Here is a 26,119-nt window from a genome sequence, read left to right on the forward strand (position 1 = left end):
GTGTCAACCTGCGGTCAATCAAGGTCCGCAAAGATATTGGCGTCTTCGGCAAAGTCGATGCGTTCTTGTGTCACCGAGCCTGCGTTGATGTCGCGCAGCTCCACCGCGCCATCGGGCCCGCCAATGATCACCATGTCGCAAATGTCGATGAAAAGCCCATTTTCCACGACACCCGGAATTTGGTTCAACGCCATCGCCAATTGGCGCGGGTTGGAGATGCGGTTGAGGTGCAAATCCACAATGTGGTTGCCCTCATCAGTGATATATGGTTGCGAGCCATTGAGCCGCAGCGTCGTTTGCCGCCCCAAAACCTCGACCGAGATCAGCATTTCCTCAATCAGCGCGCGGGTGGTCTGCCAGCCAAAGGGCACCACTTCCACCGGCAACGGGAAAGCGCCAAGGCTCACCACTTCTTTCGACGCGTCCGAAATCACGATCATCCGGTCAGAGGCCGTAGCGACGATCTTTTCTTGCAACAGCGCCCCGCCGCCGCCTTTGATCAGGTTCAACTCGCCGTCAAATTCATCGGCGCCGTCAATCGTCAGATCGAGCCATTTCGCTTCATCAAGCCCAACGACCGGAATGCCCACTTGGCGCGCAAGGTCGGCGGTGCGGCTCGAGGTCGGCACGCCAGTGATCCGCAGCCCTTCTTCGCGCACCAATTCGCCCAAGCAGCGCACCATCCAAGCGGCGGTCGAGCCCGTGCCAAGGCCCACCTTCATCCCGTCTTCGACGAAATCGACAGCACGGCGCGCGGCGGCGAATTTCGCCTTATCGATGGGGGAAAGCTCGGCGGGCATGGGCAACTCCTTGGTCAGAACGCGCGCAAAATGGTTACCCGCGCGTTATAGCCAAGCGATTGCCCCCGTGCGAGCGATATTTACCCCATTTCTGCGGCTTAAGTGCCGCTGCGTCAGGTGCCGAGGGTGAGCTTGAGCCCCGCCACGGCGGCGGGCCCCTTGCCGCCGCGATAGGAGAGGATCATCCGCTCCACCTTGGCGGGCGGTACAATCGGGCGCGCGGGCAGGCCATGCAGCGGATCTTCTGCCAATTCACGACGCAAAGCCTGCGCCTGCTGCGGCTCAATCAGCGACAGCGCGCGCGGTCCGGCCAAAAGGCTTTCCGCACGCGCATTTTCGGCGAAAATCACCTCATGCTCGGGCATCAGCACATGCACCCATTCGATGCGCTTGCACGGCAGCCGTGTGATACCGGGCAGACCGACAAGCGTTTTCGCCGCCACCAACACCTCTTCGCCGACCAAAGGTCCGGCGGTCGGGCGCAACAGCACGCGATGCTGACCAGAAAGATATAGCGCGCGGTCATTGTTCAGCACACCCGGCGCGATCCGCACCGGAGCGGAGCGTCCGCGCCCGTTCACGCGCCAGCGCCCAACCCAATCCACCGGGCGAAAGCCATTGTCAGAGGTTTGCAGCTTGTCACCGGGTTGCAGCGTTTCCACGGGTTTTGGCCCGCGCCGAGTGGCGATCAGCGTGCCCGCCGCAAAACAGACCGCCATCGCCGTATAGGCCACCGTTGGGTCATCCGATTCGATGGCGACGATCTGGTAGTCGCGCCCCGCTAAAAGCCGCTCTGACGAGGCGATGCCATGCACATCACCCTCAAATTCAAGCACATAAATCGTGATGTTGTCCGCCGGGTCGTTTGAGCCGACGGGGCGCACGACATAGGAATATTCCGTCTCCACATCGCCTGCGCCCCCGGAGCCATAACTCACCCCATCAAAGACCATCGGCGCCACCAGTTCCTGATCGCCATCTGCATCTTCAAAGATCGAGTCGTCATCAGACAGCGTGACAAAGCGCAGGCTGGCTGCCGGGTTAATGGTAAAGGTCGTGGCGCCAACGGTGTCTGGATTCGCGACAGCATTCGACCCGAAGGGATCCGGGCCGGAAATAATCAAATCCGATAGTTGCCAAGCGCCAAAAGTTGGCATGACTGCTCCATTCTTTAGGGGCAGTTTGCCGGGCAAGGGTGAAATTGCGCTTAACGCATTTACCGATTCACTATGGTCGAGCGCCGCAAACGTGGCTCACCGCTTGCGTGCGTGCAAATGTCGCTTTCGCACCTGCTGAAAGCCACGCAGCAGTGCAGCATGGCGCAAAGGGAGTGCGCGATGTTTCTGAGCGTTTTCGATATCTTCAAAGTCGGCGTCGGGCCGTCTTCTTCGCATACGATGGGGCCGATGGTGGCAGGCGGGCGGTTTTTGGACGCGCTCCGGGCCTCGCCGTTTCATCCGCAGTCTTTGCGGGTGCATTTGCACGGCTCGCTGGCCTTCACGGGCAAGGGTCACGCCACCGACCGCGCCACGATTTTGGGGCTCGCGGGCTTTTTGCCCGAAAGCTACGATCACGAGGCGGCAGAGGCGGCCTTGGCCGAAAACCGCGCCACGCATCTTCTGGTGCCCGAAGGGCTCGCCGCGCTGCAGTTCGACCCTGAGCATGATCTGATCTTTGATTACGGCGCCCCGCTGCCCGGCCATGCGAATGGTATGGTGATCGAGGCGCGCGACGCGCAAGGCGACGTGATCCTGCGCGAGACTTATTATTCCATCGGCGGCGGCTTCGTGCTGACGGAGGCGGAACATACGGCGGTGGATGACCGCGCGCTTTCTACCCCTTCTGCGGTGCCGTTCCCGTTCCGCTCGGCGGCGGAAATGCTGACGATGGCGCATGCCTCTGGGCTGTCGATTGCGCAGATGAAATGGCGCAACGAATGCCGCTTCCGCTCAGAGCAAGAAATTTCGGACGGGCTCGCACGGGTTTGGCTGGTGATGAACGATTGCCTCAACCGTGGTTTGGAGCTTGATGGCGAGCTTCCGGGCGGGCTGCGGGTGAAGCGCCGCGCCAAAGCGATTCACGAGGCGCTTTTGGCCGAGCGCGGCATGAACCTTGCCGCGCCGCATACGATCAACGATTGGATTTCCTGCTACGCGATGGCGGTGAACGAGGAAAACGCCGCCGGAGGGCAGGTGGTAACGGCCCCCACCAATGGCGCGGCGGGGGTGCTGCCAGCGGTGATCCGTTACTGGCTCGACCATGTGCCGGGCGCGACCTCCAGCCGGGTGGGGGAGTTTTTGCTCACCGCAGCGGCTGTGGGGGGCATCATCAAAACCAATGCCTCCATCTCGGGCGCGGAATGCGGCTGTCAGGCCGAGGTCGGCTCGGCGGCGGCGATGGCGGCGGCGGGCTTGGCGGCTGTGCTTGGCGGCACGCCCGAGCAGATCGAAAACGCGGCTGAAATTGCGCTTGAACACCACCTTGGCATGACCTGCGACCCGGTCAAAGGGCTGGTGCAGGTGCCCTGTATCGAGCGCAACGGGCTTGGCGCGATCAAGGCAATCTCGGCGGCGTCTTTGGCGCTGCGCGGCGATGGCACGCATTTCGTGCCGCTGGATGCGGCGATTGAAACAATGCGCCAAACCGGTCGCGACATGCATGAACATTACAAAGAAACGAGCCTTGGCGGGCTCGCGGTCAACGTGCCGAACTGCTGAGATTGGGGCTTGAGGGGCGCTGCCCCTCTTTGCCTTCGCGTTGGTGAAAATAACCTCGGGGGGCAGACAGCCCCCCTCGCTTCGGCTTTGATTATAGCGCGCGCCACCCAATATCGCGGCGGAAGAAGCCCTCTGGCCAGTCAATTTGCGCGACCATTTCATAGGCGCGGCTTTGCGCCTCTTGTAGGGTCGCACCGCGCGCGGTGACATTGAGCACGCGGCCCCCGGTGGCGATGATCTGGCCGTCTTTCGAGGCCGTACCTGCATGGAAGACCATCTGGCTGGAGGTCTCAGGAAGGGCGTCGAGCCCGTCGATCACGCTGCCTTTTTCATAAGCGCCGGGGTAGCCTTTGGCGGCCATCACCACGGTCATCGCGTGATCCTCGGCCCAAGTGGCTTGCACCTCATCAAGGCGCCCTTCGGCGCAGGCTTGCATCAGGTCCAGCGCCTGCGCGCCAAGCCGCATCATCAGCACCTGGCATTCCGGGTCGCCAAAGCGGACATTGTATTCCACAAGCCGCGCATTCCCATTTTCGATCATCAGCCCGGCATAAAGCACGCCTTGGAAGGGGGTGCCGCGCTTGGCCATTTCCGCCACCGTGGGGCGGATGATTTGGTCAAGCACCTGCTCTTGCAGCGCGGCGCTGAGCACCGGGGCGGGGGAATAGGCCCCCATGCCGCCAGTGTTCGGCCCGGTATCGCCTTCACCCACACGCTTGTGGTCTTGCGCGGTGCCAACCGGCAGCACGTTCACCCCATCGGAGAGCACAAAGAAGCTCGCTTCCTCGCCCGCCATAAACTCTTCAATCACCACCTCGGCCCCGGCGTCGCCAAAGGCCCCGCCGAAAATCTCGCGCAGGCCCGCTTCGGCTTCTTCCAGCGTCATCGCCACGATCACGCCTTTGCCCGCCGCCAGACCATCGGCCTTCACAACAATCGGCGCGCCTTGGGTGCGGACATAGTCAAGCGCCGGGTCCAGTTCGGCAAAGCGTGCCCAAGCGGCGGTGGGGGCGCCGCAGGCATCGCAAATCTCTTTCGTGAAGGCTTTGGAGGCCTCAAGTTGCGCCGCCGCCGCAGAGGGGCCAAAGCAGGGCACACCGGCTGCGCGCAAAGCATCGCCCACACCCGCGGCCAAGGGGGCTTCCGGCCCAATGATCACAAAATCAATCGCGTTTTCTTCAACACAGGCAAGCACCGCCGAGGTGGAGCACGGATCAATCGCCGCGAGTTCCGCCAGCAGCCCAATCCCCGCATTGCCCGGGGCCACAATCAGCCGGTCGCATTTCGGGTTTTGCTTCACCGCCCAAGCAAGCGCATGTTCGCGCCCGCCGCTGCCCAAGATCAGAATGTTCATGCCTATGTCCCCTTTCGGCTCTTGGCCTCGGCTTTCGGGTCTTCTAGGGTTTCGCCACCCCACAGGCAAGGCAACATGGACCTGATCGACGACAGCCCCGGCCCAGACGGCCCCTCAAACGCCCATGATTATACCGTCTCAGAGATTTCTGGCGCGGTGAAACGGGTGATTGAGGGGGAATTTGGTCGTGTGCGGGTGCGCGGCGAAGTGGGGCGGGTAAGCCGCCCGTCTTCGGGCCATATGTATTTTGACCTTAAAGACGCCAATGCCGTGATCTCTGCCGTTAGCTGGAAGGGGCAGGTAGCGCGGATGCAAATCCGCCCCGAAGAGGGGATGGAGGTGATTGCCACGGGCAAGCTGACCACTTTCCCCGGCCAATCGCGCTATCAGCTGATTGTCGAGACGGTGGAGCCTGCTGGTGCGGGCGCGCTGATGGCCATGCTTGAAGCACGGCGCAAGCAATTGGCGGCAGAGGGGCTTTTTGACCCCGCCCGCAAACGTCCGCTGCCCTATCTGCCTGAGGTGATCGGGGTGGTGACCTCGCCTTCTGGTGCTGTGATCCGCGATATTTTGCACCGTCTACGCGACCGCTTTCCGCGCCGGGTGCTTATTTGGCCGGTGGCGGTGCAGGGTCAAGCCTGTGCCTCTGAGGTCAGCGCCGCCATTCGCGGGTTCAATGCGCTGACCCCCGGCGGGCCGATCCCGCGCCCAGATTTGTTGATTGTCGCGCGCGGCGGTGGCTCGCTTGAAGACCTTTGGGGCTTCAACGAAGAGGCTGTGGTGCGCGCGGCGGCAGAAAGCCAGATCCCGCTGATTTCCGCCGTGGGGCACGAAACCGACACGACCTTGATTGATTACGCGTCGGACCGGCGCGCACCCACACCGACGGCGGCGGCAGAAATTGCGGTGCCGGTGCGGGCAGAGCTTTTGGCGCGGCTCAACGAGATGGAGGCACGCTCAAAACGCGCTTTGCTGCATCGGCTCGATGTGCGTCGCCAACGGCTTTCGGATCTTTCGCGCGGTTTGGGGCGGCCTCAGGCGTTGATTGCGCCGAAACGCCAGCGCTTTGATCTGACAGCCGACCGGCTTTTGCCCGCGCTGGATCGGTTGGTGGTGAAAAAACGCGCGGCCTTTGCAACGCTTGCTGCGCAGGTCTCGCCCCGGCTTTTGCAAAGTTATCTGCGGCATGAGGGGCAAAAACTTGCCGGGCTTTCTGAGCGGTTCGCACAGGCGCAAAAGGCGCGGCTCGTGCAGGCGCATGAGCGGCTGGAACGGCTCGAGCGGCTGCGTCAAACCTTGGGCTATACCGAGACCTTGCGGCGCGGCTACGCGGTGGTGCGGGGCCCCGGCGATACGGTGCTTACCACTGCGCGAGCGGCGGGGCAGGCCGGGGCTTTTGAGGTGGAATTTGCCGATGGGCGCTTGTCGGTCAGCACGGGCGCAGCCCCGGTTGTGCCTGTTTCTGCCCCCGTCAAACCGCCCAAACCCGCGCCAAAGCCGCGCGCCAAGAAAAAAGACACCCCGCCAGAGCAAGGCTCGCTTTTCTAAGCCCGCCGATCAGACCCCGATTTCCGGGCCGGGGCAGTTGAGCGGTGTGTTGACCTCTTCCAGCGAGACAAGCGGCGCACCTTCGCGATTGCCCTCAAACCACGCGACCAGCGCATCGCCGCTTTGGTGGAAGGTCCAGCATTGCAGGCCCACTTGCTGGGAGTGGTAGTCAAAGCAAATCTGGTCATTCATTGCAAACCAGTCGCCTTCCTCGCATTGCCCCTCGGCAAAGGCCCACACGACTTTGCGACCGGGGCGGTATTGCTCCACCCCATAGACCTCACCGCCCGAGGAATAGGTGATCGTTTTGCCAAGCGTCAGTTGGTCAAACTGATCCGCGCTGAGCGGTGGGCCGACCTCTTCCGCCGTGGCGGCAAGCGGTGCAAGGCAGAGGGCAAGGGCAATCAGGCTGGGGCGCATGCGGGACTCCTTTTGCGCAAGATAGCGTCAAAGGGGGCGCCCCGCAAAGCCACGGCTGCGTGAGGCGGCATCCTCACGCTTGCGGGGCGATGGTGACCTTGGGCACGTCCTCTGCCACCGCTTTGCGCAAGGCCAGCACCCGATGATCCATCACCGAGAACCATTTCGCGGGCCAAAGCGCGAGCGCCGACATCACCCGCAGGCTGCGCGGCAAGATCGGGCGGCCTGTCGCCTCCGTTTCGCCCAGTTGCAGCGCGGGATAGGGGCGCGCGGGGTGGGCATGGTGGTCGGCATGGCGCGGGGCATTGAGCATCATCAGCGAGGAGGCGGTTTCGCGCGCATCCCAGCTGTGCAGTTCGGTCGCTGGTTCATATTGGCCGGGGGTGAGTTCGCGGCGCAAAAGGCCGTAGTGTTGCACGTAATCGCTGAGCAAAAGCTGCATCTGAGCCAATGCACAAAGCGCGACATAGGCGATAAGCCCCGTCCAACCGAAGAAAAGCACCGATCCGATCAGGAACCACGATCCGCCCAAAACGTAGATCACGTAAGGATTGAGCGCCTTGATCCGCTGTTTGAGCGTGGGCTTTTGCCCCAAAGCGTCGCGGCGTTGCGCGTCGCGCGCCTTTTCAACCGCCAAGCCCGCCTCAAAGCCGCCACGCCAAGCGCGCGGCAGGTAGGCCCAGAAGCTTTCGTTTAACGTGGCGGTGGCCGGGTCTTTCGGGGTGGCGACGGCAGTATGGTGCACCAGCCGATGCGCGCTGACATGATGGCCGTAAAGCAGCGAGATATAGACCCATTTGCCAAGCGCAAAGAGCTTGCGCTCGCCCCGGTGGATCAGCTCATGCGCATTGGCATTAGAGACTTGGCCAAACCAAAGACCCGCCGCCAGCAGGACCAAAATCCGGTTTGGCCACCCAAGGCCCGAAAAGCCCGCAACCGCGCCCACGGTCGCAACCAACAGCACGAAATGCATCACCGCCACCGCTTGGGAGAGCAAATCGGCTGCAGGAAACGCGGCCCCTTCGGGCGCATCCGGTGCGGGTTTCGGCAGGCGATGGTCCAAGTAATCAACGCCCAGCAAAATCCACAACAGCGCGATGGCAGGCCAAAGCCCGCCATAAAGCGCGCCAAGCAAGATCAGCGCGGCGGGCGTGAGCGACAAAATCGCAAAGGATTTCACATCAGGAATATCGCGCCCCAGCGTGCGCAAACCGCGCAACGCGCCCGTCAGGGCGGAAAAGGGCAGTTCTTTCGGGGAGTCGGTCATAGCTTTTTCTCCGGCAGGGAAAGGGCCGTGCTTTGCCTTTGCTTACTCAAAAAGACTGGCGGGGAGGGGGGTGACGACTTGCCGCGTCAGCGCTTTTGTGGCCCATTGCGTGCATGTCTGCTGTTCCTTTGCTCGCCTTGCCGTTTTTCTGTGCTGCGTTGGTTTTGGCGCTTTGGCAAGGAGTGGCCTTTGCGGGGGCGCCCGCATCGTGGCGCAAGTCTTTCATCAAAACCGGGGCGGTTTGGGCTTTGGCGGCGGGGCTAGCGCTTTCTGCGCCTGCGGGCACGGGGGCGGTGATCCTTGTTGGTCTTGTACTTGGGGGTTTGGGGGATTTCTTTCTGTCGCGTCCGGGGCAGGGGGCGTTTTTGGCGGGCATGGTGGCCTTTGCCTTGGGGCATCTGGCTTATGCGGCGGCATTTTTTGCGCTGGGAAGGGCTTGGCCCGATCTTTGGCCCGCGCTGGGCGCAGGGGCTTTGGCCGCGCTGGCCTTTTTGTTCCTTGCACCGCGTGCGGGGGCGCTCAAGTGGCCTGTGCAACTCTATATCGGCGTGATTTTGGTCATGGTGCTCGCCGCCTTGCGCGTCGATGATCCGCGCATCTTTTGGGGTGCGCTATGCTTCATGGCCTCTGATTTCATTCTGGCGCTGGAGTTGTTTGCACTGCCGCCGGGGCGGGTGCGGCGCGCTGCCTCGCACATCGTTTGGGCGCTTTATTGGCCCGCGCAGGCGCTGATTGCTTGGTCTGCGCTGGGCTAAAGCGGCTTCACTCTTTTCTCCCCCGCCCTGATCCGTTAGGGATTTTGCAAAACGGAGGCCTCGATGTCGTTCTTCAACAAGCTCAAATCGCGGCTCACCCGCTCTTCCTCGAAACTGGAAGAGGGGCTTGATGCGCTTGTCAACGAGGCCCCCGCGCCGGAGACCGAGGAAGACAACGCCCCCGACGTGGCGCTGGAACTGCCGCCGGAGCCGGAACCCACGCCCGAGCCAGAACCCGAGGGTGCGCCGGAGCCTGTGGCTGCGGACCCCGAGCCGCAACCCGAACCCGCTTTGGAAACCCCGCCCGCGCCGGAACCGGTGCAAGCGGTGGCTCCGGAGCCGGTGATCGAGCCCCCGCCGCAAGAAGAAGTGGCACCCGAGGTTGTGATCGCGCCGGAGGTTGTGGCGGCACCCGAGGAAGACTCCACGCCGGTGGTTGAAGCTGTTGCAGAGCCTGCCCCGGTAGAAGAAACGCTTCCTGAGCCTGAGCCTGAGCCTGAGCCTGAGCCTGAGCCTGAGCCTGAGCCTGAGCCTGAGCCTGAGCCTGAGCCTGAGCCTGAGCCCGAGACCGCCCCGGCTCCCGAACCCGAAAAGCGGGGTTTCTTTGGTCGGCTTATGGGGCGCGGCGGGGCAGAGGTCGCGCCCGAGACAGAACCGGAACCCGAAGTTGTGTCTGCTCCCTCCCCCGTCCCCGCTCCGGAGCCCGAGGCGGCCAAGCCCGGCTTCTTCGGCCGGATCGCGGCGCGGGCCGATGTGCCGCGCCGGGTGCTGGACGATGAGATGCTCGAAAGCCTCGAAGAGGTGCTGATCGCCGCCGATATGGGGGTGGAAACCGCTTTGCGGGTCACCGCCAACCTGGCCGAGGGGCGGATGGGCCGCAAGCTTTCGGTGCCCGAACTCAAAGAACTGCTCGCGGCAGAAATCGCGCGGATCATGGAGCCGGTGGCGAAACCGCTGCCGCTTTATGCGCGCAAGCCGCAGGTGGTGCTCGTGGTGGGCGTCAACGGGTCGGGCAAAACCACGACGATTGGCAAGCTTGCGAGCCAATTCCGTGCGGCGGGCAAGAATGTGGTGATCGCGGCGGGCGACACTTTCCGCGCTGCGGCGGTTGAACAACTCAAAGTCTGGGGCGACCGCGCTGGCGTGCCGGTGCTTACAGCCCCCGAAGGCTCGGACCCGGCTGCGCTTGCTTATGATGCGCTCAAACGGGCGACCGAAGAAGGCGCCGATCTCTTGATGATCGACACCGCGGGGCGGTTGCAAAACCGCTCTGACCTGATGGAAGAACTTGCCAAGATCGTGCGGGTGATCCGCAAGCTTGATGACAGCGCGCCGCATAACACTTTGCTCGTGCTGGATGCGACCACAGGACAAAACGCGGTGACGCAAGTGGATGTGTTCCGCAAAATCTCCGATGTGTCGGGGCTTGTGATGACCAAGCTTGATGGCACCGCAAAGGGGGGCGTGCTCGTGGCGTTGGCCGACCGCTTTGGCTTGCCGATCCACGCCATCGGCCTTGGCGAACAGATCGACGATCTTTCGCCCTTTGACCCGGAAGAATTTGCCGCAGCGCTTGTGGGGATTGAAACCGAGTAACAGAGCGGGGGCGCTGCCCCCCCTTTGGCTTGGCTTAACCCCCTGAGGGGAGGCCGCTTGCGGCCGGGGGCAGAGCGCCCCATTTTTGTCTGTAAAGAAGACCCAACGTGATTGAGTATATCAACGCGATTTCCGGCACGCCCACCGGGCATAATGTGGCAATTGGCCTTGCGCTGATGGCGGCGTTTTTGCACGCGCTTTTTGGCGCGCTGCAAAAGGGGCGGCATGATCCTTGGCTGAGCCGCGCGGTGATTGATGCGTCCTATGGGGTGATCGCCGCGCCTTTCGCGCTTTTTGTCGTGCCGTGGCCCGAGCCGCATATGTGGCCGATTTTCGCGGTCGTTGTGGTCATTCACATTGGCTACAAGCTTGCGCAGGCGGCCAGCTACACGCGCGGGGCTTATACAGTTGTCTATCCTGTGGTGCGCGGCACCGGGCCCTTGTTCACCGTTTTGGGCGCGGGGCTTTTGTTCGCGGAGCATTTCACGCCCGGTCAATGGGCGGGCGTGGCGCTTTTGGTGGGCGGCATCTGGGGGCTGGCCCTTTATAACCTGCGCACGCTCACCGTGGGGCGCGAAACCATGGTCTCGGCGCTTGCGCTGGCGGTGCTGACGGGGGGCTTTGTGGCTGCCTATACCACGGTCGATGCATATGGCATTCGCGCCACGGCCAACCCGTTCACCTTTTTGGCGTGGTTCTTCTTCTTAGATGGTTGGTTCATGCCGCTTTTGACCTTGCGGCGCTGGGGCCACATCCCAAAGGTCGAATTCGCGCCGCTTCTTAAAAGGGGTGTCACTGGCGCGATCGTGGCCTATTTCTCCTTCGGCGCGGTGATGATGGCAACGCGCATCGACCGGGTGGGGGAGGCAGCGGTGCTGCGGGAAACCTCGACCGTGTTTGCCGCGCTGATTGGCTGGCTGGTGCTGGGCGAGAAGGTGGGGCCACGGCGCACTGGGTTGATGGCACTGATTGCCCTCGGCGCCGTTGTGGTGGAATTTGCGGGCAACCGATAGGAAAGAGGCAGGCATGGCACAGAAGAAAGAGATTTCCGCAAAGCTGAAAGCGGCGCTCGATTTTGGGCCTTTGCTGGTCTTCTTTGTCGCGTTCTTTCTGTTCAAAGATCACCCGGTTGAACTTTGGGGGCAAAGCTACGGCGGCTTCGTGCTTGCCACGGCGGTGTTTGTGCCGGTGTTGGTTGCCTCGATGGCGGCGCTTTGGCTGCTGACCGGGCATTTGGCGGCGATGCAGATTGCCACTTTGGTTTTGGTCGTGGTCTTTGGCGGGCTCTCGATCTGGTTCAATGACCCGCGCTTTTTCAAAATGAAGCCGACACTGATCTATATGCTCTTTGCCGGGCTTTTGGGTTTTGGGCTGTGGCGTCGTAAGCCGTGGCTGCAACTTGTCATGGATGGCGCGATCCCGATGCAGCCTGCGGGCTGGACGATCCTGACCAAGCGACTGGTGGTTTTCTTCCTGTTCTTGGCGGTGGCCAATGAGGTCATCTGGCGGAATTTCTCGGACACCGTCTGGGTGAACTTCAAAACCTTTGGCCTGACGATTTTGTTGATGGGCTTCTTTGCCGCGCAAGCGCCGCTTTTCTCGCGCTATGGCGTGGAAGGCGACAAAGACGAGAAGTGATTTCCCTTTGATTTGCCCGGAACGGCCGCGCCAGCGGCCCGGGCAGCGCCCGACCGCCCCCTCGGGCGGGCGCTTTGCGGCGGTGGTGCCCCGCGCATCCGCACAAGATTTTTCAAGATAAAGCGCACAGCTCACGCGCCAGACGCCCACCCGGCGGTCTGGCGCGGCCCTTTTGTGGTGCTCCTTTTAAATCGTCAGGCATCTGCCCCCCGAAATTTCCCGCAAAAAAGCGCATTTTTCCGACGTTCTGCGCGGAACCGACAATTTGTAAGCTATGCTCCAAATCTGACAATTTCTGCAAGTGTCAGAAATAAAAAGGATATTTCCTGAAATCCGACTTGGCACACTCCCTGCTTATTACTCTGTGAGCGCGGTCGCGCACCGTCTCGACCCACAGATGAACGCACCAAACCTTTAGGGAGCCAGACCAATGAGCCAACTCCGTCAGATCGCCTTCTACGGCAAAGGTGGTATCGGTAAATCCACCACCTCGCAAAACACCCTCGCCGCCCTCGTCGAAATGGGTCAAAAGATCCTGATCGTCGGCTGCGACCCCAAGGCGGACTCGACCCGTCTGATCCTCAACACCAAACTGCAAGACACCGTGCTGCACCTCGCCGCTGAAGCCGGTTCGGTGGAAGATCTCGAAGTCGAAGACGTTGTGAAAATCGGCTACAAAGGCATCAAATGCACCGAAGCCGGTGGCCCGGAGCCGGGGGTTGGCTGCGCCGGCCGTGGCGTTATCACCGCTATCAACTTCCTCGAAGAAAACGGCGCCTATGACGACGTTGACTACGTCTCCTACGACGTTCTGGGCGACGTTGTGTGCGGCGGCTTCGCCATGCCGATCCGTGAAAACAAAGCGCAAGAAATCTACATCGTCATGTCGGGCGAGATGATGGCGCTGTACGCGGCCAACAACATCGCCAAAGGCATTCTGAAATATGCGAACTCGGGCGGTGTGCGTCTGGGCGGCCTGATCTGCAACGAGCGTAAAACCGACCGCGAACTCGAGCTGGCCGAAGCGCTGGCCGCCAAACTCGGCTGCAAAATGATCCACTTCGTGCCGCGCAACAACGTGGTGCAACACGCCGAGCTGCGTCGTGAAACCGTGATCCAATACGATCCGACCTGCCAACAGGCGCAAGAATACCGTGAATTGGCCCGCAAAATCCACGAGAACTCGGGCAAAGGCGTGATCCCGACCCCGATCACCATGGAAGAGCTTGAGCAAATGCTGCTCGACTTCGGCATCATGCAGTCGGAAGAAGATCGCGAAAAGCAAATCGCTGAAATGGAAGCGAAAATGAAAGCCTAAGGGCTGACTTGCTGACCGGGTGGGCGCTTTTCGCCCACCCCACCTCCCAAATCAAACACGCCAGTGAGAGGAGCGCCAAAAGGATGGCCAAAGATCACGTGAGCGGCCCGGAAGAGCTTGAGAGCCTTATTCAAGAAGTGCTCGAAGCCTATCCCGCGAAGGCCCAGAAGAAACGCGCCAAGCACCTGTCGGTGACCACCGCGACCGATGAAGATCCCGATCCGGTGACCGGTATCGCCTCGAAATGCGACAGCACCAAATCGAACATCAAATCCGTTCCGGGCGTGATGACGATCCGTGGTTGCGCCTACGCCGGTTCGAAAGGCGTGGTCTGGGGCCCGATCAAGGACATGGTCCACATTTCGCACGGCCCGGTCGGCTGCGGCCACTACTCGTGGAGCCAACGCCGTAACCTCTACACCGGCACCACCGGCGTGGACAGCTTCGTGACGATGCAGTTCACCACCGACTTCCAGGAAAAAGACATCGTCTTCGGCGGTGACAAGAAACTGGAAAAAACCATCGACGAAATCAACGAGCTGTTCCCGCTCGCCAACGGCGTCACCGTGCAATCGGAATGCCCGATCGGCCTGATCGGCGACGACATCGAAGCCGTTGCGAAGAAGAAAAACAAAGACATCGGCAAGACCATCGTGCCGGTGCGTTGCGAGGGCTTCCGCGGTGTGTCGCAGTCGCTCGGCCACCACATCGCCAACGACGCGATCCGTGACTGGGTGATCGAAGCGCCGGAAAGCGAAGCGAAGAAAAGCTACGAGCCGGGCCCCTACGACGTCAACATCATCGGTGACTACAACATCGGTGGCGACGCCTGGGCTTCGCGCATGCTGCTCGAAGAAATGGGCCTCAACGTGATCGGCTGCTGGTCGGGCGATGCGACGCTGGCGGAAATGGAACGTGCGCCGAAAGCGCAACTGAACCTGATCCACTGCTACCGCTCGATGAACTACATCTGCCGTTACATGGAAGAAAAGTACAACATCGGTTGGATGGAGTACAACTTCTTCGGCCCGACGCAGATCGCCGCCTCGCTGCGCGCCATCGCTGCCAAGTTCGACGAGTCGATCCAAGAGAAAGCGGAAGCCGTCATCGCCAAGTATCAGCCGCTGGTTGACTCGGTTCTGGCCAAATACAAACCGCGCCTCGAAGGCAAGTCGGTCATGCTCTACGTCGGCGGCCTGCGTCCGCGCCACGTCGTCACCGCTTATGACGACCTTGGCATGGTGATCGCCGGTACGGGCTACGAATTCGCCCACAACGACGACTACAAGCGCACCGGCCACTACGTCAAAGAAGGCACGCTCATCTATGATGACGTGACCGGCTACGAGCTTGAGAAGTTCATCGAGAAAATCCGTCCCGACCTCGTCGGCTCGGGCATCAAAGAGAAGTATCCGGTGCAAAAGATGGGCATTCCGTTCCGTCAAATGCACAGCTGGGACTACTCGGGCCCGTACCACGGCTACGACGGCTTCGCGATCTTCGCGCGCGACATGGACATGGCGATCAACAACCCGGTTTGGGGTCTGTTCGACGCGCCGTGGGAAACCCCGGCTGTCGCGGCTGAGTAATCGATTGAGCTTGCGGGGGGCGCTTTGCCCGCCCCCCTTCCTCCCCCCTTTGGCCACGTCCCGGAATGCGGACGGCCCATGAAAGGACAGACCCATGCCCCAGTCGGCAGATAAGGTTCTCGACCATTCGAAGCTTTTCCATGAGCCCGAATACAAAGACATGCTCGCCAACAAAAAGGCGACCTACGAATGCGGTCACACCGCCGAAACGATCCATCAGATCGGCGACTGGACCAAATCCTGGGAATACCGCGAAAAGAACCTCGCCCGTGAAGCGGTGACGATCAACCCGGCGAAAGCTTGCCAACCGGTTGGCGCCGTGTTCGCTGCCCAAGGCTACGAAGGCACGCTGCCCTTCGTGCACGGTTCGCAAGGCTGCGTGGCCTACTACCGTTCGCACCTGTCGCGCCACTTCAAAGAGCCCTCGGCGGCTGTGTCCTCGTCGATGACGGAAGACGCCGCGGTGTTCGGCGGCCTGACCAACATGGTCGAAGGTCTCGCCAACTCCTATGCGCTCTACAAACCGAAAATGATCGCCGTTTCGACCACCTGCATGGCCGAAGTTATCGGTGACGACCTGAACTCCTTCATCATCCAAGCGAAGGAAAAAGGGTCGGTTCCGGAAGACTTCCCGGTGCCCTTCGCACATACCCCGGCCTTCGTGGGTTCGCACGTTGATGGCTACGACAACGCGCAAAAAGGCTTCCTCGACCTGTTCTGGGCCGGCGCCGAGCGCAAAGCGGGCGAAAGCATCAACATCATTCCGGGCTTCGACGGTTATGCGGTTGCCAACAACCGTGAAATCAAACGCATGCTCGACATGATGGGCGTGGGCTTCACGATCCTTGGCGATGTGTCGGAAGTTTATGACACCCCGTCCGATGGCACCTACCGCATGTATGCGGGTGGCACCACGCTCGAAGACGCGAAAGCCTCGATCAACGCCAAAGCGACGATCTCGATGCAAGAATGGTGCTCGCCCAAGACGATGGAAGTCGTCGAGAAAGTGGGCCAAGAGACCGCCGTCTTCAACTACCCGATGGGCGTTTCGGCGACCGACAGCTTCTTGATGAAAGTCTCGGAACTGACCGGCAAAGCGATCCCGGATGCGCTGAAACTGGAGCGTGGCCGCCTCGTCGACGCGATGGCCGACAGCCAAGCCTACCTGCACGGCAAAACCTTCGCGATCTTCGGCGACCCGGACTTCGTGCTCGGCATGGCCAAATTCGTGATGGAAATGGGCGGCGAGCCCAGCCACTGCTTGGCCACCAACGGGTCGAAAAAATGGGCCAAACAAATGCAAGCGGTTCTGGACGCCTCGCCGTTCGGTGCCAAAGCGCAAGTTTGGGCCGGTAAAGACCTGTGGCACATGCGTTCGCTGCTCGCCACCGAGCCGACCGACTTCCTGATCGGTTCGTCCTACGGGAAATACCTTGAGCGTGACACCGGTATCCCGCTGATCCGCTTGACCTTCCCGATCTTCGACCGTCACCACCACCACCGCTTCCCGACCTGGGGCTACCAAGGTGGTCTGACCGTCCTCGTGAAGATCCTCGACGCGATCTTCCTCAAGGCCGACCAAGACGCCGGCACGCTGGGCGAAACCGACATGAGCTTCGACCTGACCCGCTAAGGGACAGGGCTTTGCCAAGGGGCCGGCGGTGCGAACCGCCGGCCTTTTTCTATCTGTAGGGGCAGGGTTTTCGTGGGCTGTCGTGAACCCGACAATCCTACAATTTTCGGGCCAAGTCGGAAAATTGCATCAAAGCAGGGGCTTGGCAGGCATTTTGCAGGATGTGCAACTTGGCACGCTCCTTGCTTCATCTTCTGTAACAGGGAGACGCCTCATGTCCGAAGCCTTGAAGAACAAAGTCGCCGAAGTGCTCAACGAGCCGGGTTGCGCCACCAATACCGCGAAAGCCGACGGTGCGCGCAAGAAGGGCTGCACCAAGCAGCTTACGCCCGGCGCGGCCGCAGGTGGTTGTGCGTTTGACGGGGCAATGATCACCCTGCAACCGATCACCGATGTGGCCCATCTTGTTCATGCGCCGCTCGCGTGCTGGGGCAATGGTTGGGACAACCGCTCTGCAGCTTCTTCGGGGTCTGACCTTTACCGCAAAGGCTTCACCACCGATCTGAGCGAGCTCGATATCGTGATGGGGCATGGCGAGAAGAAGCTTTTCCGCGCGATCCATGAGGTAATCAAGGAGCAATCCCCGGCAGCGGTGTTCGTTTATGCGACCTGCGTCACTTCTCTTGTGGGGGACGATATTGAAGTGGTCTGCAAAGCCGCTGCCGAGAAATGGGGCACGCCCGTCATTCCGGTGAATGTGCCGGGCTTTGTGGGCTCCAAAAACCTTGGCAACAAGCTCGGCGGTGAGGCGCTGCTGGACCACGTGATCGGCACGATCGAGCCGGAAACGACCACGCCTTACGACATCAATATCATTGGTGATTTCAACCTGTCGGGCGAGTTGTGGCAGGTGAAACCGCTGCTCGACAAACTTGGCATCCGTATCCTCGGTTCGATCTCGGGCGATGCGCGCTATCGCCAAGTGGCGCAGATGCACCGCGCCAAGGCGACAATGCTGGTTTGCTCGCAAGCGCTGGTCAATGTCGCGCGCAAAATCCAAGAGCGTTGGGGCGTGCCGTATTTTGAAGGCTCGTTCTATGGCATCGCCGATACCTCGGAGGCGTTGCGCAAAATTTGTGGGCTGCTGGTCGAGCAGGGCGCAGATGTCGAACTGCTCAGCCGCTGCGAGGCGCTGATTGCCGAAGAGGAAGCCAAGGTTTGGGCGGCGCTCGAACCTTTGCGGCCCCGCGTCGCGGGCAAGCGGGTGCTGCTTTACACCGGCGGGCATAAAACCTGGTCGGTCGTCGCCGCGCTGCAAGAATTGGGCATGGAGGTGGTGGGCACCTCGATGCGCAAAGCGACCCAAAACGACCGCGCCCGCGTGGTCGAGATCATGGGCGACGCGAACCATATGTATGAAAACATGGCCCCGCGTGAGATGTATGACATGCTGCGCGATGCGGGGGCTGATGTGCTCCTTTCAGGCGGGCGCAGCCAGTTTGTGGCGCTCAAAGCGCGGATGCCTTGGGTCGATGTGAACCAAGAAAAGCACGAGCCCTACGCGGGTTATATGGGGATGGTCGATCTTGTCCGCGCCATCGACCGGTCTGTGAACAACCCGATCTGGGCCGATTTGCGCGAACCTGCGCCTTGGGATGTGCCGCTGACGGGGGGCGCTGTGCTGCCCGCGCCGTCTGGAGCTTGCCCGGTCACCCATGTTTCCGCGCCGATGGGCCGCGCGCCGACCTTGGTGCCGCAAACGCCTTCCAGCCCGGAGGTGCAAACCCCGCAAGCCGCGGCCAATCCGCTTGAAGGTTTGGCCAATTCCGCCACCGATTTCGAGGATTGCTGAGATGGCTTGCCTGACCCACCCGCGCCGCGCGCTGTCCACCAATCCGCTCAAAGCCTCGGCTCCCTTGGGCGCGGCTTTGGCTTATCTTGGGATTGAGCGCGCCGTGCCGCTGTTTCATGGCGCACAGGGCTGCACCGCCTTTGGCATGGTGCATCTGGTGCGCCATTTCAAAGAGGCGATCCCGCTGCAGACCACCGCGATGAACGAGATCACCACGATCTTGGGCGGGGCTGATCAGTTGGAACAAGCGATTGAAAACCTGCGCAAACGCGCGAACCCGAAGTTCATCGGAATTGCCTCCACCGCGCTCACCGAAACGCGCGGCGAAGATGTGGCGGGTGAATTGCGCGATATTCTCTCTCGCCGCAAAGACTTTGCCGAGACCAAGGTTGTCTATGCCGCGACGCCTGATTTTGAAGGCGGGATGCAAGATGGCTGGGCCAAGGCGATTGAGGCTTTGGTCACCGCGCTTGTCCCGGTGACGCCTGCGCCCGACCCGGATTTGCGGCAGGTCACGCTTTTGCCCGGCGTGCATTTGACGCCCGCCGAAATTGAAGAATTGGTGCGGATGATCCGCGCCTTCGGCCTTAATCCGCTGGTGCTGCCCGATATTTCCACATCGCTTGATGGACACTTGGCCGAGGATTGGTCTGGCTGCTCGCTTGGCGGCACGCCCGTTGATCGCATTGCCGATGTGACGCGCTCGGCCTGCACACTCGCGATTGGTGAGCAAATGCGGGGCACCGCGCAAATCATCGAAGACAAGGCCGCCGTGCCTTATCGGGTTTTCCCCTCGGTGACGGGCCTCAAGGCGGTCGATGCCTTCGTGCGGGTGCTGATGGAGCTTTCGGGTACGCAAACCCCGCCGCCCTCCCTCCAACGTGACCGCACGCGTTTGCAAGATGCGATGTTGGACGCGCATTTCTTCACCGGCGCGCTGAAAGTCGCGATCGGCGCGGAGCCTGATTTGATGTTCGGCTTGGCCACCACGCTCACGCAAATGGGCGCGGAAATCGTCACCGCCGTGACCACCACCCAGCACAGCCCCGTCATCGAGCGGATGCCGTGTGACGAGGTGATCTTGGGCGATCTGGGCGATTTTGAGCGCGGCGCGAAAGCCGCGGGCGCGCAGGTTTTGCTCACCAACAGCTATGGCCGGATGGCGGCGGAGGCGCTGCATCTGCCGCTCGTGCGCGTGGGCTTTCCGGTGTTTGACCGGATCGGCGCGCAAGATGCCTGCCGGGTCGGTTATCGCGGCACCCGGGCCTTTTTGTTCGAAGTCGCCAATGCCGTGCAATCGGTTCACCACACCCCAAGGCCGGAAGATTTCGGCGCAACCCCCCTGCCTGAGGAGTTCTCCCATGTCCCGCACCCTGCGTCTTGTTGAGGAGTCGGATGCCCCCGCGCCCGGTGAAAAGCCGCTGCGCGTGGCCATTGCCTCAAACGATCTTGAAAACCTTGATGCTCACTTTGGCTCGGCCCGCAAAATCGCGGTCTATGAGGTCTGGAAAACCGGCGCGCGTTTTGTCGCCGCGCATGAGTTTTCCACCGCGACCGAGCAATCGGGCAAGCATGACGACATTGACGACCGGATCGCCCCCAAGGTCGAAGCGCTTGAAGGCTGCGCTTTGGTCTTTGCGCTGGCCATCGGGGGCCCGTCTGCGGCGCGCGTCGTGAAAATGGGCTGCCATCCGATCAAACGCAAAGAGCCCGAGCCGATCGCCGATGTGATCGCGCAGGTGCAAGAAATGCTCTCGGGCAGCCCGCCGCCGTTCCTGCGCAAAATCCTTGGCACTTATCAAAAACCCGATTTCACCGCCGATTTCGACGAAGAGGAATCCGTTTGATGGACACTGAAACCGAAGCGCCGCGCGGCGGCGAAATGGTCGAAAGCCCGTTCCTGAAACAACTGGTCGCCGTGATCCGCGCCGAGGATACGCATGGCCAATGGGACAACAAGACCGACATTGACCTGCTGGAAGAGTTCATCATCACCAAAGAAGAGCGCCGCGAAATGCCGATCATCGGTGACCCGGAGCCCGAGGTGATTTGGCGGCTGACCCGCTTTTATGACGCGGTTGGGCTTTTGGTGGAAAAGCGCTCCGGCTGCATGGCAACGCAAATGCAAAACATGCACCACGAGGGCTTTGGCCGGGTCGTGCTGATTGCTGGGCGTTTGGTTGTGGTTTCCAAACACCTGCGCGATGTGCACCGTTTTGGCTTTGAAACCTGGGCGAAGCTCGCGCAGGCGGGCGAGAAGCTTGTCGATGACGCGGTCAAGCTGATCGAGGAATTCCCCGAAGCGGCGAAGGCCTAAGCGATGATCCAGATCCAGCCGCTGAAAGTGAAACGGATCAAACGGGAGATTGAGCCCGTGAAATTGCACCCCTCGCGTGGGCGTACGGCGCTGTCGCGCTTTTTGCGCGCGGGGGCGGCGACAAGTCAAAAACCGAAAGCAAGGACGGCCCAATGACCTTGGAAGAACTGGAAGCCCGCGCCAAGAAGCTCTCGATGCGCGCGACCAATGCGAAGATGGAATTGCACGATCTTTCGGAAGAACTGCCGACCGACTGGCAGAAAATCCCCGAAGTCGCGCAGCAGACTTTTGAAATTTACCGTGAGCTGGATGAGGCCCGTAAGGCCGTGAAAGCCGCCAAGAAAGCACAGGAGTAATTACACATGGCGAACGTGGCCTATACGCGCGGTGGTGCGGAATATACCCCCGTCTATTTGATGAATATTGACGCCGAGAAATGTATCGGCTGTGGCCGCTGCTTCAAGGTTTGTGGGCGCGATGTGATGGCGCTTTATGGCGTCACCGAAGATGGCGACATTGTTCGCGTCGGTTCCGAAGAATGGGATGATGTGGAAGACGAAGTGGTCAAAAAAGTGATGCAGCTTGACGAGGCCGACAACTGCGTTGGCTGCGGTGCTTGCGCGCGCGTTTGCCCCTCGGAATGCCAAAGCCATGCGGCCCTTTCCTGATCCGTTTTGCGCCACCCCGGCGCCGGCACCCATGCTCGCGGGGGATGCAGATTTTGTCTGCATCTTCTCCCATGCGCTGGCGGAGCGGGCGGCGGGGCAGGGGCCTTTGACCGAGCGGCTGGGCCTGTCGGGCGCCGATTTGGCGGCGCTGCGCGATGCCTATCTGCCCGGCGTAGAGCTTCCCGATCTTGATCTTCCTGCGCCCGGCCAAAGCGCCGAGGAACAGGCGATCACCATGCTCGTTTTGTGGCGCGCGGGGGTGAACAGCCCCGAGGCGCGTCGGCTCGCCGCCATTTTGGCGCGGCGCGCGCAAGAACATCGCCATTTGTGGGAAGATCTTGGTCTGCCCTCACGCGCGCATCTGGGCGCGCTCATTCGGCGGCATTTGCCGGGCCTTGCTGCGGCGAACCATCAAAACATGCGTTGGAAGAAGTTCTTCTACCGCCAGATCTGCTCAGACAGCGCCTTTTCGCTGTGCCTGTCGCCCACATGCGATGAATGTGACGAACGGGCCGAGTGCTTTGCCCCCGATTGACCCCACATCTTTGTTGGCGGGGGCAGAGACCGCCCGCTCGCGCCCGGTCGAAAGCGCCGAGGCGATTGCCCGCGCGCTGGATGAGGCGCCCGAAGATATCGAGGTGCGGCTCGCCGCCTATCGCTTCTATTTCTACAGCCATGATTATGAAGCGGCCCTGCCGCAGGCCCGCGTGATTTTGAGCTTGGCGGCGCGGCGGCTCAATATTCCGCAAGACCCCGCCCAAGTGCGCCCCGAAGACGCCGATTTTACCGCGCATGACTTTGCGCCCGGTCTTTATCTGCAAGCTTTGGTGGGGATTGGCTATTGCGCGGTGCGGATGGGGCAAACCGATCTGGTGCGCGAAGTGCTTTCCATCGCGGCCTATCTTGACCCGTCCGATCGTTTTGGCGGGGCATGGCTGCTGGAGCGCTATGAAACCGGCCTTGCGGAAGACATGTAGGCCACTTGGCCCGAACTTTGTCGTAACCCGCACAATCCCCCCACATTGTCAGACGCGACTTGGCCCAAAACCTGCGAAAATAAGGGGCCAGCACTTGGCACGATGCTTGCTGTATCTCTGGTGAGCCCTCGGCCAACCGGCCCAAAGGCACATCATCAGTCACAGGAGAGTGTCATGATCGATATTACCGAACCTGCCCAAAGCGCGATCAAAGCGGCCATCGACGGTGCCGGTCAGCCCGTCGCGGGGCTGCGCCTTATGGTGCAATCGGGCGGTTGCGCGGGCCTGAAATACGGCATGGCGCTGGAACTGGAAGCCCAACCCGATGATGAGGTGGTGAGCTTTGGCGATGTCAATGTGCTGATCGACCCCGCCAGCCGTGAACACCTCACCGGCGCGAAGATCGACTTCGTTACCAATGTCGAAGGCGCTGGTTTCGTTTTCGACAACCCCAACGCTCAAAACAGCTGCGGTTGCGGCAAATCCTTCTGCTGAGGAGCGCGCGATGTTCGATTACTCCGATAAGGTCAAGGAATACTTCTTCAAACCGCGCAACGCGGGTGTGTTGGAGGATGCCAATGCTGTGGGCGAGGCCGGATCGCTTGCCCGTGGCGATGCGCTCAAACTGATGCTGCGCATCAATCCCTTGTCGGAAATGATCGAAGAGGCGCGGTTCCTGAGCCACGGCGGCGGTTCGATGATCGCCTGTTCTTCGGCGCTGACCGAATTGGTGCGGGGCAAATCTGTTGACGAAGCCTCGCGCCTGACCTCGGCCGATATTGCCGAATTCCTTGACGGTTTGCCGCCGGAGAAAATGCACTGCTCCGAAAGCGGGGAAAAGGCGCTGGCCGCCGCGATTGCTGCTTTCCGGGGGGAAACCCCGGTCGCGCCCGAACGCCGCCCGGCGGAACCCGCGCTCGTGCAAATCGCCGTGCCGCCGAAGCCGCGCCGCGCGCCGCCGCCTGCTGCGGCGGCTATGGCCGCGCGCCAAAACGGGGCCGCGCCCGGCATGACGCTGCGCGAGTTGATTGCAAAGAATAACCCGCTTGCCGCTGTCGAAGAAGAAGAGACAGGCCCGGTCGAACCCGTGAGCGAAGATGACGCCTCGGTGATCTCGAAGATCATCACCGAAATGCGCCCGATCTTCCAACGCGACAAAGGCGATATTGAGCTTTTGGAAATCAAGGGTCGTCAGGTCTTTGTGCGGCTCTCGGGCACTTGCGCCAGCTGCCTGATGGCAAGCCAAACCCTTGCCGGGGTTCAAAAAAGGATCATGGAGACCATCGGTCGCCCGTTCCTTCTGATCCCCTCCACCGCCCGCGCCTGAGGATAGTATGACCAACGCCGCCCGCATCTATCTCGACAACAATGCCACCACCCGCGTGGTGGAAGAAGCTGTCGCCGCGATGCTGCCGCTTTACACCGAGGAGTATGGCAACCCGTCTTCGGCCCATGCCTTCGGGGCGGCTGCGGGCAAGGGGATGCGTGCGGCCCGTAAGGCGATGCAGGGGCTGATCGGCGCGGAAAGCGAGGCGGAGATCATCTTCACCTCGGGCGGCACGGAAGCCAATACCACTGCGATCCGCTCGGCTTTGGCGGTGCAGGAAGGCCGGCGCGAGGTGATTATCTCCACCGTCGAACATCCCGCGATTTTGCAGCTTTGTGATGCGCTTGAAAAATACGAAGGCGTGAAGGTGCAACGCATTCCGGTTGATGCCCAAGGGCGGCTGGAGATTGAGGCGTATCGGGCCGCTTTGTCGGACCGTGTCGCGGTGGTGTCGTTCATGTGGGCCAATAACGAAACCGGGGTGATCTTCCCGGTCGAGGGGCTGGCCGAACTGGCGCATGAATTTGGGGCGCTGTTCCATACAGACGCCGTGCAAGCCGCCGGTAAAACCCCTATTTCGGTCAAGGGCACGGCGATTGATATGCTCTCGCTCTCGGCCCACAAGTTCCACGGCCCCAAGGGGGTTGGTGTGCTTTACCTCAAAAAAGGCGTGGCCTTTCAACCGCTTCTGCGCGGCGGCAAGCAAGAACGCGGGCGCCGGGCGGGCACGGAAAATGCGCCTGCCGTGACCGGCGCGGGCGTGGCTGCCGAAATCGCCGCCGCCCGTCTGGCTGACGATGCCCCCCGCATCGCTGCGCTGCGCGACCGGCTTGAGGCGGGTATTCTCAACACCATCTCGCATTGCACCGTTTTGGGCGCGCCGCGCGATCGGGTGCCGAACACGCTCTGCATCGCCTTTGATCTGGTGGAAGGCGAGGGGATCGTGATGAAGCTCGACCGCGCGGGCATTGCCGCCTCGACCGGGTCGGCCTGCGCCTCGGGCGCGGTGGAGCCAAGCCATGTGGTGCGGGCGATGGGCGTGCCCTTCACTGCCGCGCATGGCGTGGTGCGGTTCTCGATCTCGCGCTTCACTACCGAAGACGAAATTGACCGTCTGCTTGAGACCCTTCCCGCCATTGTCGCGGACCTGCGGGCGCTGTCGCCCTTCTGGTCGGAAAATGGCCCCAACCTGCCGGGCCAAATGCCCGCTGCCCAGTGAGGAGATGACCATGCTCCACGCCCAACCGCTGACCCCGCAAACCTTGGCCTTGTGCGACACGACCCTGCGCGATGGCGAACAAACCGCCGGGGTGGCGTTTTCGCTCAGCGAAAAGCGCGCCATCGCCCATGCGCTGGATTGCGCGGGCGTGGCCGAGATTGAGGTGGGCATCGCCGCGATGGGCTGGAACGAGGTCGCGGAAATCCGCGCCGTGGTGGCCGAAATTCAGCGCGCCGCCCCGGTGGTTTGGTGCCGCTTGCGGATGAATGACCTCGATATGGCGCAAAAAACCGGGGTGAAACGGGTGCATTTCGCCGCCCCCACCTCGACCGCGCAACTTGAGGGCAAGCTGCGAGTGGACCGCGACTGGATTCTGCGCGAAACGGCCGAACTCGTTTATTGTGCCACGCAACGCGGGCTTGAGGTCTCGGTCGGCGCCGAAGATGCGAGCCGCACCGATCCCGATTTTCTGATCCGCTTGGCCGAGGTGGCCAAAGCCGCTGGCGCGATCCGCTTCCGTTTGGCGGATACGTTGGGGCTGCTTGATCCGCTGGGCGCGTATCGGCTGGTGAGCCATCTGGTCTCCAAGATCGAGCTGCCGATTGAAATGCACGCGCATAATGATTTTGGCATGGCGACGGCGAACACAATCATGGCCGCCCATGCAGGGGCCACGCATCTTTCCGTCACTGTGAATGGTTTGGGCGAGCGGGCGGGCAATGCCGCGCTTGAGGAAGTGGGCGCCGCTTTGGAAGCAGGCGGGATGCATACGGGCATTGACCTCACCGCTTTGCATCCGCTCTCTGACATCGTCGCCCGTGCTTCGGGCCGCGCGCTTCCGGTGCAAAAGCCGATCACTGGCGCGCTCGTCTTCGCGCATGAAAGCGGCATCCATGTCGATGCAATTTTGAAGCGCGCCGACACTTATGAAGACCCGCGCTGCGCGCCCGAGCGTTTTGGCCGGGAACGTCAGATCGTGATTGGCAAGCACTCTGGCGCGGCGGGGCTTTGTGCGGCGCTGTCCGAGGCGGGCTTGCCGTCGTCGACCGAGATTGCCGCGCAACTCAAACCACTTTTGCGCGCCCATGCCATTCGCACCAAGCGCCCCGCCAATGCCGATGATCTGCGCCGCATGGTGGCGCGCCTTACCCGTGCCAGCGCTCAAGAGTAAAAGGAGAAACCTG

26 protein-coding genes are annotated in these 26,119 nt (G+C 61.6%); 21 read left to right on the forward strand and 5 right to left on the reverse strand.

The genetic code is table 11. From position 1 onward, the window contains the following. Positions 1-14: 14 nt before the first annotated feature. Together rpiA and BW967_RS12390 are read right to left on the reverse strand one after the other, a co-directional pair. Entirely contained in the window at positions 15-800 is a 786-nt protein-coding gene (gene rpiA, locus BW967_RS12385) for a ribose-5-phosphate isomerase RpiA (RefSeq protein WP_076485394.1), read from the reverse strand. Positions 801-913: 113 nt separating this feature from the next. Continuing rightward, positions 914-1,957, reverse strand: a complete 1,044-nt coding sequence (locus tag BW967_RS12390) for a Hint domain-containing protein (RefSeq protein ID WP_076485395.1) — start codon at positions 1,955-1,957, stop codon at positions 914-916. A gap of 180 nt (positions 1,958-2,137) precedes the next feature. Here BW967_RS12390 and BW967_RS12395 point away from each other — a divergent pair, with 180 nt between their 5' ends. Further along, a complete protein-coding gene (locus tag BW967_RS12395; protein WP_076485515.1) occupies positions 2,138-3,517 on the forward strand; it encodes an L-serine ammonia-lyase in 1,380 nt (459 codons plus the stop codon). Positions 3,518-3,608: 91 nt separating this feature from the next. Here the strand turns inward: BW967_RS12395 and purD are convergent, their stop codons facing one another. Continuing rightward, entirely contained in the window at positions 3,609-4,871 is a 1,263-nt protein-coding gene (gene purD, locus BW967_RS12400) for a phosphoribosylamine--glycine ligase (RefSeq protein WP_076485396.1), read from the reverse strand. Positions 4,872-4,946: 75 nt separating this feature from the next. Between purD and xseA the strand changes: the two genes are divergently transcribed. Continuing rightward, entirely contained in the window at positions 4,947-6,419 is a 1,473-nt protein-coding gene (gene xseA, locus BW967_RS12405) for an exodeoxyribonuclease VII large subunit (RefSeq protein WP_076485397.1), read from the forward strand. Positions 6,420-6,428: 9 nt separating this feature from the next. Here xseA and BW967_RS12410 read toward each other — a convergent pair whose 3' ends face one another. Further along, positions 6,429-6,839, reverse strand: coding sequence for a hypothetical protein (locus BW967_RS12410; protein ID WP_076485398.1), 411 nt, complete (start codon positions 6,837-6,839; stop codon positions 6,429-6,431). 73 nt (positions 6,840-6,912) lie between these two features. Beyond that, entirely contained in the window at positions 6,913-8,106 is a 1,194-nt protein-coding gene (locus BW967_RS12415; RefSeq protein ID WP_083952212.1) for an alkane 1-monooxygenase, read from the reverse strand. 113 nt (positions 8,107-8,219) lie between these two features. Between BW967_RS12415 and BW967_RS12420 the strand changes: the two genes are divergently transcribed. From BW967_RS12420 to nifV, 19 genes are all read left to right on the forward strand, one after another. Next, on the forward strand, positions 8,220-8,861 hold the full coding sequence (locus BW967_RS12420) for a lysoplasmalogenase family protein (RefSeq protein ID WP_076485399.1): 642 nt from the start codon (positions 8,220-8,222) through the stop codon (positions 8,859-8,861). Between the two features lie 63 nt (positions 8,862-8,924). After that, positions 8,925-10,457: a signal recognition particle-docking protein FtsY gene (ftsY, locus tag BW967_RS12425; RefSeq protein ID WP_076485400.1), complete on the forward strand. Its 1,533-nt coding sequence runs from the start codon at positions 8,925-8,927 to the stop codon at positions 10,455-10,457. A 107-nt stretch (positions 10,458-10,564) separates the two neighbouring features. Further along, positions 10,565-11,470, forward strand: coding sequence for an EamA family transporter (locus tag BW967_RS12430; protein WP_076485401.1), 906 nt, complete (start codon positions 10,565-10,567; stop codon positions 11,468-11,470). Positions 11,471-11,483: 13 nt separating this feature from the next. Further along, on the forward strand, positions 11,484-12,095 hold the full coding sequence (locus tag BW967_RS12435) for an inner membrane-spanning protein YciB (protein ID WP_076485402.1): 612 nt from the start codon (positions 11,484-11,486) through the stop codon (positions 12,093-12,095). A gap of 430 nt (positions 12,096-12,525) precedes the next feature. After that, positions 12,526-13,413, forward strand: a complete 888-nt coding sequence (gene nifH / locus BW967_RS12440; RefSeq protein WP_076485403.1) for a nitrogenase iron protein — start codon at positions 12,526-12,528, stop codon at positions 13,411-13,413. A gap of 83 nt (positions 13,414-13,496) precedes the next feature. Beyond that, on the forward strand, positions 13,497-15,002 hold the full coding sequence (gene nifD / locus BW967_RS12445; protein ID WP_076485404.1) for a nitrogenase molybdenum-iron protein alpha chain: 1,506 nt from the start codon (positions 13,497-13,499) through the stop codon (positions 15,000-15,002). Between the two features lie 94 nt (positions 15,003-15,096). Then, positions 15,097-16,635: a nitrogenase molybdenum-iron protein subunit beta gene (gene nifK / locus BW967_RS12450; protein WP_076485405.1), complete on the forward strand. Its 1,539-nt coding sequence runs from the start codon at positions 15,097-15,099 to the stop codon at positions 16,633-16,635. 214 nt (positions 16,636-16,849) lie between these two features. Then, positions 16,850-18,427 carry a nitrogenase iron-molybdenum cofactor biosynthesis protein NifE gene (gene nifE, locus BW967_RS12455; protein ID WP_076485406.1) on the forward strand — a complete coding sequence of 526 codons (1,578 nt, stop codon included), beginning with the start codon at positions 16,850-16,852 and terminating at the stop codon, positions 18,425-18,427. 1 nt (position 18,428) lies between these two features. Next, positions 18,429-19,814 (forward strand): nitrogenase iron-molybdenum cofactor biosynthesis protein NifN, encoded by a 1,386-nt coding sequence (gene nifN / locus BW967_RS12460; protein WP_076485407.1) that lies wholly within the window; start codon positions 18,429-18,431, stop codon positions 19,812-19,814. Next, positions 19,789-20,274: a nitrogen fixation protein NifX gene (gene nifX / locus BW967_RS12465; RefSeq protein WP_076485408.1), complete on the forward strand. Its 486-nt coding sequence runs from the start codon at positions 19,789-19,791 to the stop codon at positions 20,272-20,274. Before nifN ends, nifX begins: the two co-directional genes overlap by 26 nt. Continuing rightward, positions 20,274-20,744 (forward strand): NifX-associated nitrogen fixation protein, encoded by a 471-nt coding sequence (locus tag BW967_RS12470; protein WP_076485409.1) that lies wholly within the window; start codon positions 20,274-20,276, stop codon positions 20,742-20,744. The genes nifX and BW967_RS12470 overlap by 1 nt, the downstream gene beginning before the upstream one ends. A 152-nt stretch (positions 20,745-20,896) precedes the next feature. After that, positions 20,897-21,100 carry a CCE_0567 family metalloprotein gene (locus BW967_RS12475; RefSeq protein WP_076485410.1) on the forward strand — a complete coding sequence of 68 codons (204 nt, stop codon included), beginning with the start codon at positions 20,897-20,899 and terminating at the stop codon, positions 21,098-21,100. A gap of 6 nt (positions 21,101-21,106) precedes the next feature. Continuing rightward, entirely contained in the window at positions 21,107-21,412 is a 306-nt protein-coding gene (gene fdxB, locus BW967_RS12480; RefSeq protein WP_076485411.1) for a ferredoxin III, nif-specific, read from the forward strand. 31 nt (positions 21,413-21,443) lie between these two features. Next, entirely contained in the window at positions 21,444-21,947 is a 504-nt protein-coding gene (locus tag BW967_RS12485) for a nitrogen fixation protein NifQ (protein ID WP_076485517.1), read from the forward strand. After that, positions 21,934-22,389: a hypothetical protein gene (locus BW967_RS12490; protein ID WP_076485412.1), complete on the forward strand. Its 456-nt coding sequence runs from the start codon at positions 21,934-21,936 to the stop codon at positions 22,387-22,389. Before BW967_RS12485 ends, BW967_RS12490 begins: the two co-directional genes overlap by 14 nt. Positions 22,390-22,563: 174 nt before the next feature. Beyond that, positions 22,564-22,884 carry an iron-sulfur cluster assembly accessory protein gene (locus BW967_RS12495; RefSeq protein WP_076485413.1) on the forward strand — a complete coding sequence of 107 codons (321 nt, stop codon included), beginning with the start codon at positions 22,564-22,566 and terminating at the stop codon, positions 22,882-22,884. A gap of 10 nt (positions 22,885-22,894) precedes the next feature. Further along, positions 22,895-23,716, forward strand: coding sequence for an iron-sulfur cluster assembly scaffold protein (locus BW967_RS12500; RefSeq protein ID WP_076485414.1), 822 nt, complete (start codon positions 22,895-22,897; stop codon positions 23,714-23,716). A 7-nt stretch (positions 23,717-23,723) separates the two neighbouring features. Beyond that, positions 23,724-24,935, forward strand: a complete 1,212-nt coding sequence (gene nifS / locus BW967_RS12505; RefSeq protein WP_076485415.1) for a cysteine desulfurase NifS — start codon at positions 23,724-23,726, stop codon at positions 24,933-24,935. A 10-nt stretch (positions 24,936-24,945) separates the two neighbouring features. After that, positions 24,946-26,106, forward strand: a complete 1,161-nt coding sequence (gene nifV, locus BW967_RS12510; RefSeq protein ID WP_076485518.1) for a homocitrate synthase — start codon at positions 24,946-24,948, stop codon at positions 26,104-26,106. Positions 26,107-26,119: the final 13 nt, after the last annotated feature.

Source organism: Rhodobacter aestuarii, from assembly GCF_900156655.1.
Lineage (GTDB): Bacteria > Pseudomonadota > Alphaproteobacteria > Rhodobacterales > Rhodobacteraceae > Rhodobacter > Rhodobacter aestuarii.

Bases quoted from the DNA above. Each gene is read 5' to 3' on its own strand.
- fdxB (WP_076485411.1), top strand. From the start codon at position 21,107: ATGGCGAACGTGGCCTATACGCGCGGTGGTGCGGAATATACCCCCGTC.
- nifN (WP_076485407.1), top strand. From the start codon at position 18,429: ATGGCTTGCCTGACCCACCCGCGCCGCGCGCTGTCCACCAATCCGCTC.
- ftsY (WP_076485400.1), top strand. From the start codon at position 8,925: ATGTCGTTCTTCAACAAGCTCAAATCGCGGCTCACCCGCTCTTCCTCG.
- nifS (WP_076485415.1), top strand. From the start codon at position 23,724: ATGACCAACGCCGCCCGCATCTATCTCGACAACAATGCCACCACCCGC.
- BW967_RS12420 (WP_076485399.1), top strand. From the start codon at position 8,220: ATGTCTGCTGTTCCTTTGCTCGCCTTGCCGTTTTTCTGTGCTGCGTTG.
- BW967_RS12500 (WP_076485414.1), top strand. From the start codon at position 22,895: ATGTTCGATTACTCCGATAAGGTCAAGGAATACTTCTTCAAACCGCGC.
- BW967_RS12410 (WP_076485398.1), bottom strand. From the start codon at position 6,839: ATGCGCCCCAGCCTGATTGCCCTTGCCCTCTGCCTTGCACCGCTTGCC.
- BW967_RS12485 (WP_076485517.1), top strand. From the start codon at position 21,444: ATGCTCGCGGGGGATGCAGATTTTGTCTGCATCTTCTCCCATGCGCTG.
- nifX (WP_076485408.1), top strand. From the start codon at position 19,789: ATGTCCCGCACCCTGCGTCTTGTTGAGGAGTCGGATGCCCCCGCGCCC.
- nifD (WP_076485404.1), top strand. From the start codon at position 13,497: ATGGCCAAAGATCACGTGAGCGGCCCGGAAGAGCTTGAGAGCCTTATT.
- BW967_RS12435 (WP_076485402.1), top strand. From the start codon at position 11,484: ATGGCACAGAAGAAAGAGATTTCCGCAAAGCTGAAAGCGGCGCTCGAT.
- nifE (WP_076485406.1), top strand. From the start codon at position 16,850: ATGTCCGAAGCCTTGAAGAACAAAGTCGCCGAAGTGCTCAACGAGCCG.
- BW967_RS12390 (WP_076485395.1), bottom strand. From the start codon at position 1,957: ATGCCAACTTTTGGCGCTTGGCAACTATCGGATTTGATTATTTCCGGC.
- nifH (WP_076485403.1), top strand. From the start codon at position 12,526: ATGAGCCAACTCCGTCAGATCGCCTTCTACGGCAAAGGTGGTATCGGT.
- nifV (WP_076485518.1), top strand. From the start codon at position 24,946: ATGCTCCACGCCCAACCGCTGACCCCGCAAACCTTGGCCTTGTGCGAC.
- BW967_RS12470 (WP_076485409.1), top strand. From the start codon at position 20,274: ATGGACACTGAAACCGAAGCGCCGCGCGGCGGCGAAATGGTCGAAAGC.
- xseA (WP_076485397.1), top strand. From the start codon at position 4,947: ATGGACCTGATCGACGACAGCCCCGGCCCAGACGGCCCCTCAAACGCC.
- nifK (WP_076485405.1), top strand. From the start codon at position 15,097: ATGCCCCAGTCGGCAGATAAGGTTCTCGACCATTCGAAGCTTTTCCAT.
- BW967_RS12475 (WP_076485410.1), top strand. From the start codon at position 20,897: ATGACCTTGGAAGAACTGGAAGCCCGCGCCAAGAAGCTCTCGATGCGC.
- purD (WP_076485396.1), bottom strand. From the start codon at position 4,871: ATGAACATTCTGATCTTGGGCAGCGGCGGGCGCGAACATGCGCTTGCT.
- BW967_RS12415 (WP_083952212.1), bottom strand. From the start codon at position 8,106: ATGACCGACTCCCCGAAAGAACTGCCCTTTTCCGCCCTGACGGGCGCG.
- BW967_RS12495 (WP_076485413.1), top strand. From the start codon at position 22,564: ATGATCGATATTACCGAACCTGCCCAAAGCGCGATCAAAGCGGCCATC.
- BW967_RS12395 (WP_076485515.1), top strand. From the start codon at position 2,138: ATGTTTCTGAGCGTTTTCGATATCTTCAAAGTCGGCGTCGGGCCGTCT.
- rpiA (WP_076485394.1), bottom strand. From the start codon at position 800: ATGCCCGCCGAGCTTTCCCCCATCGATAAGGCGAAATTCGCCGCCGCG.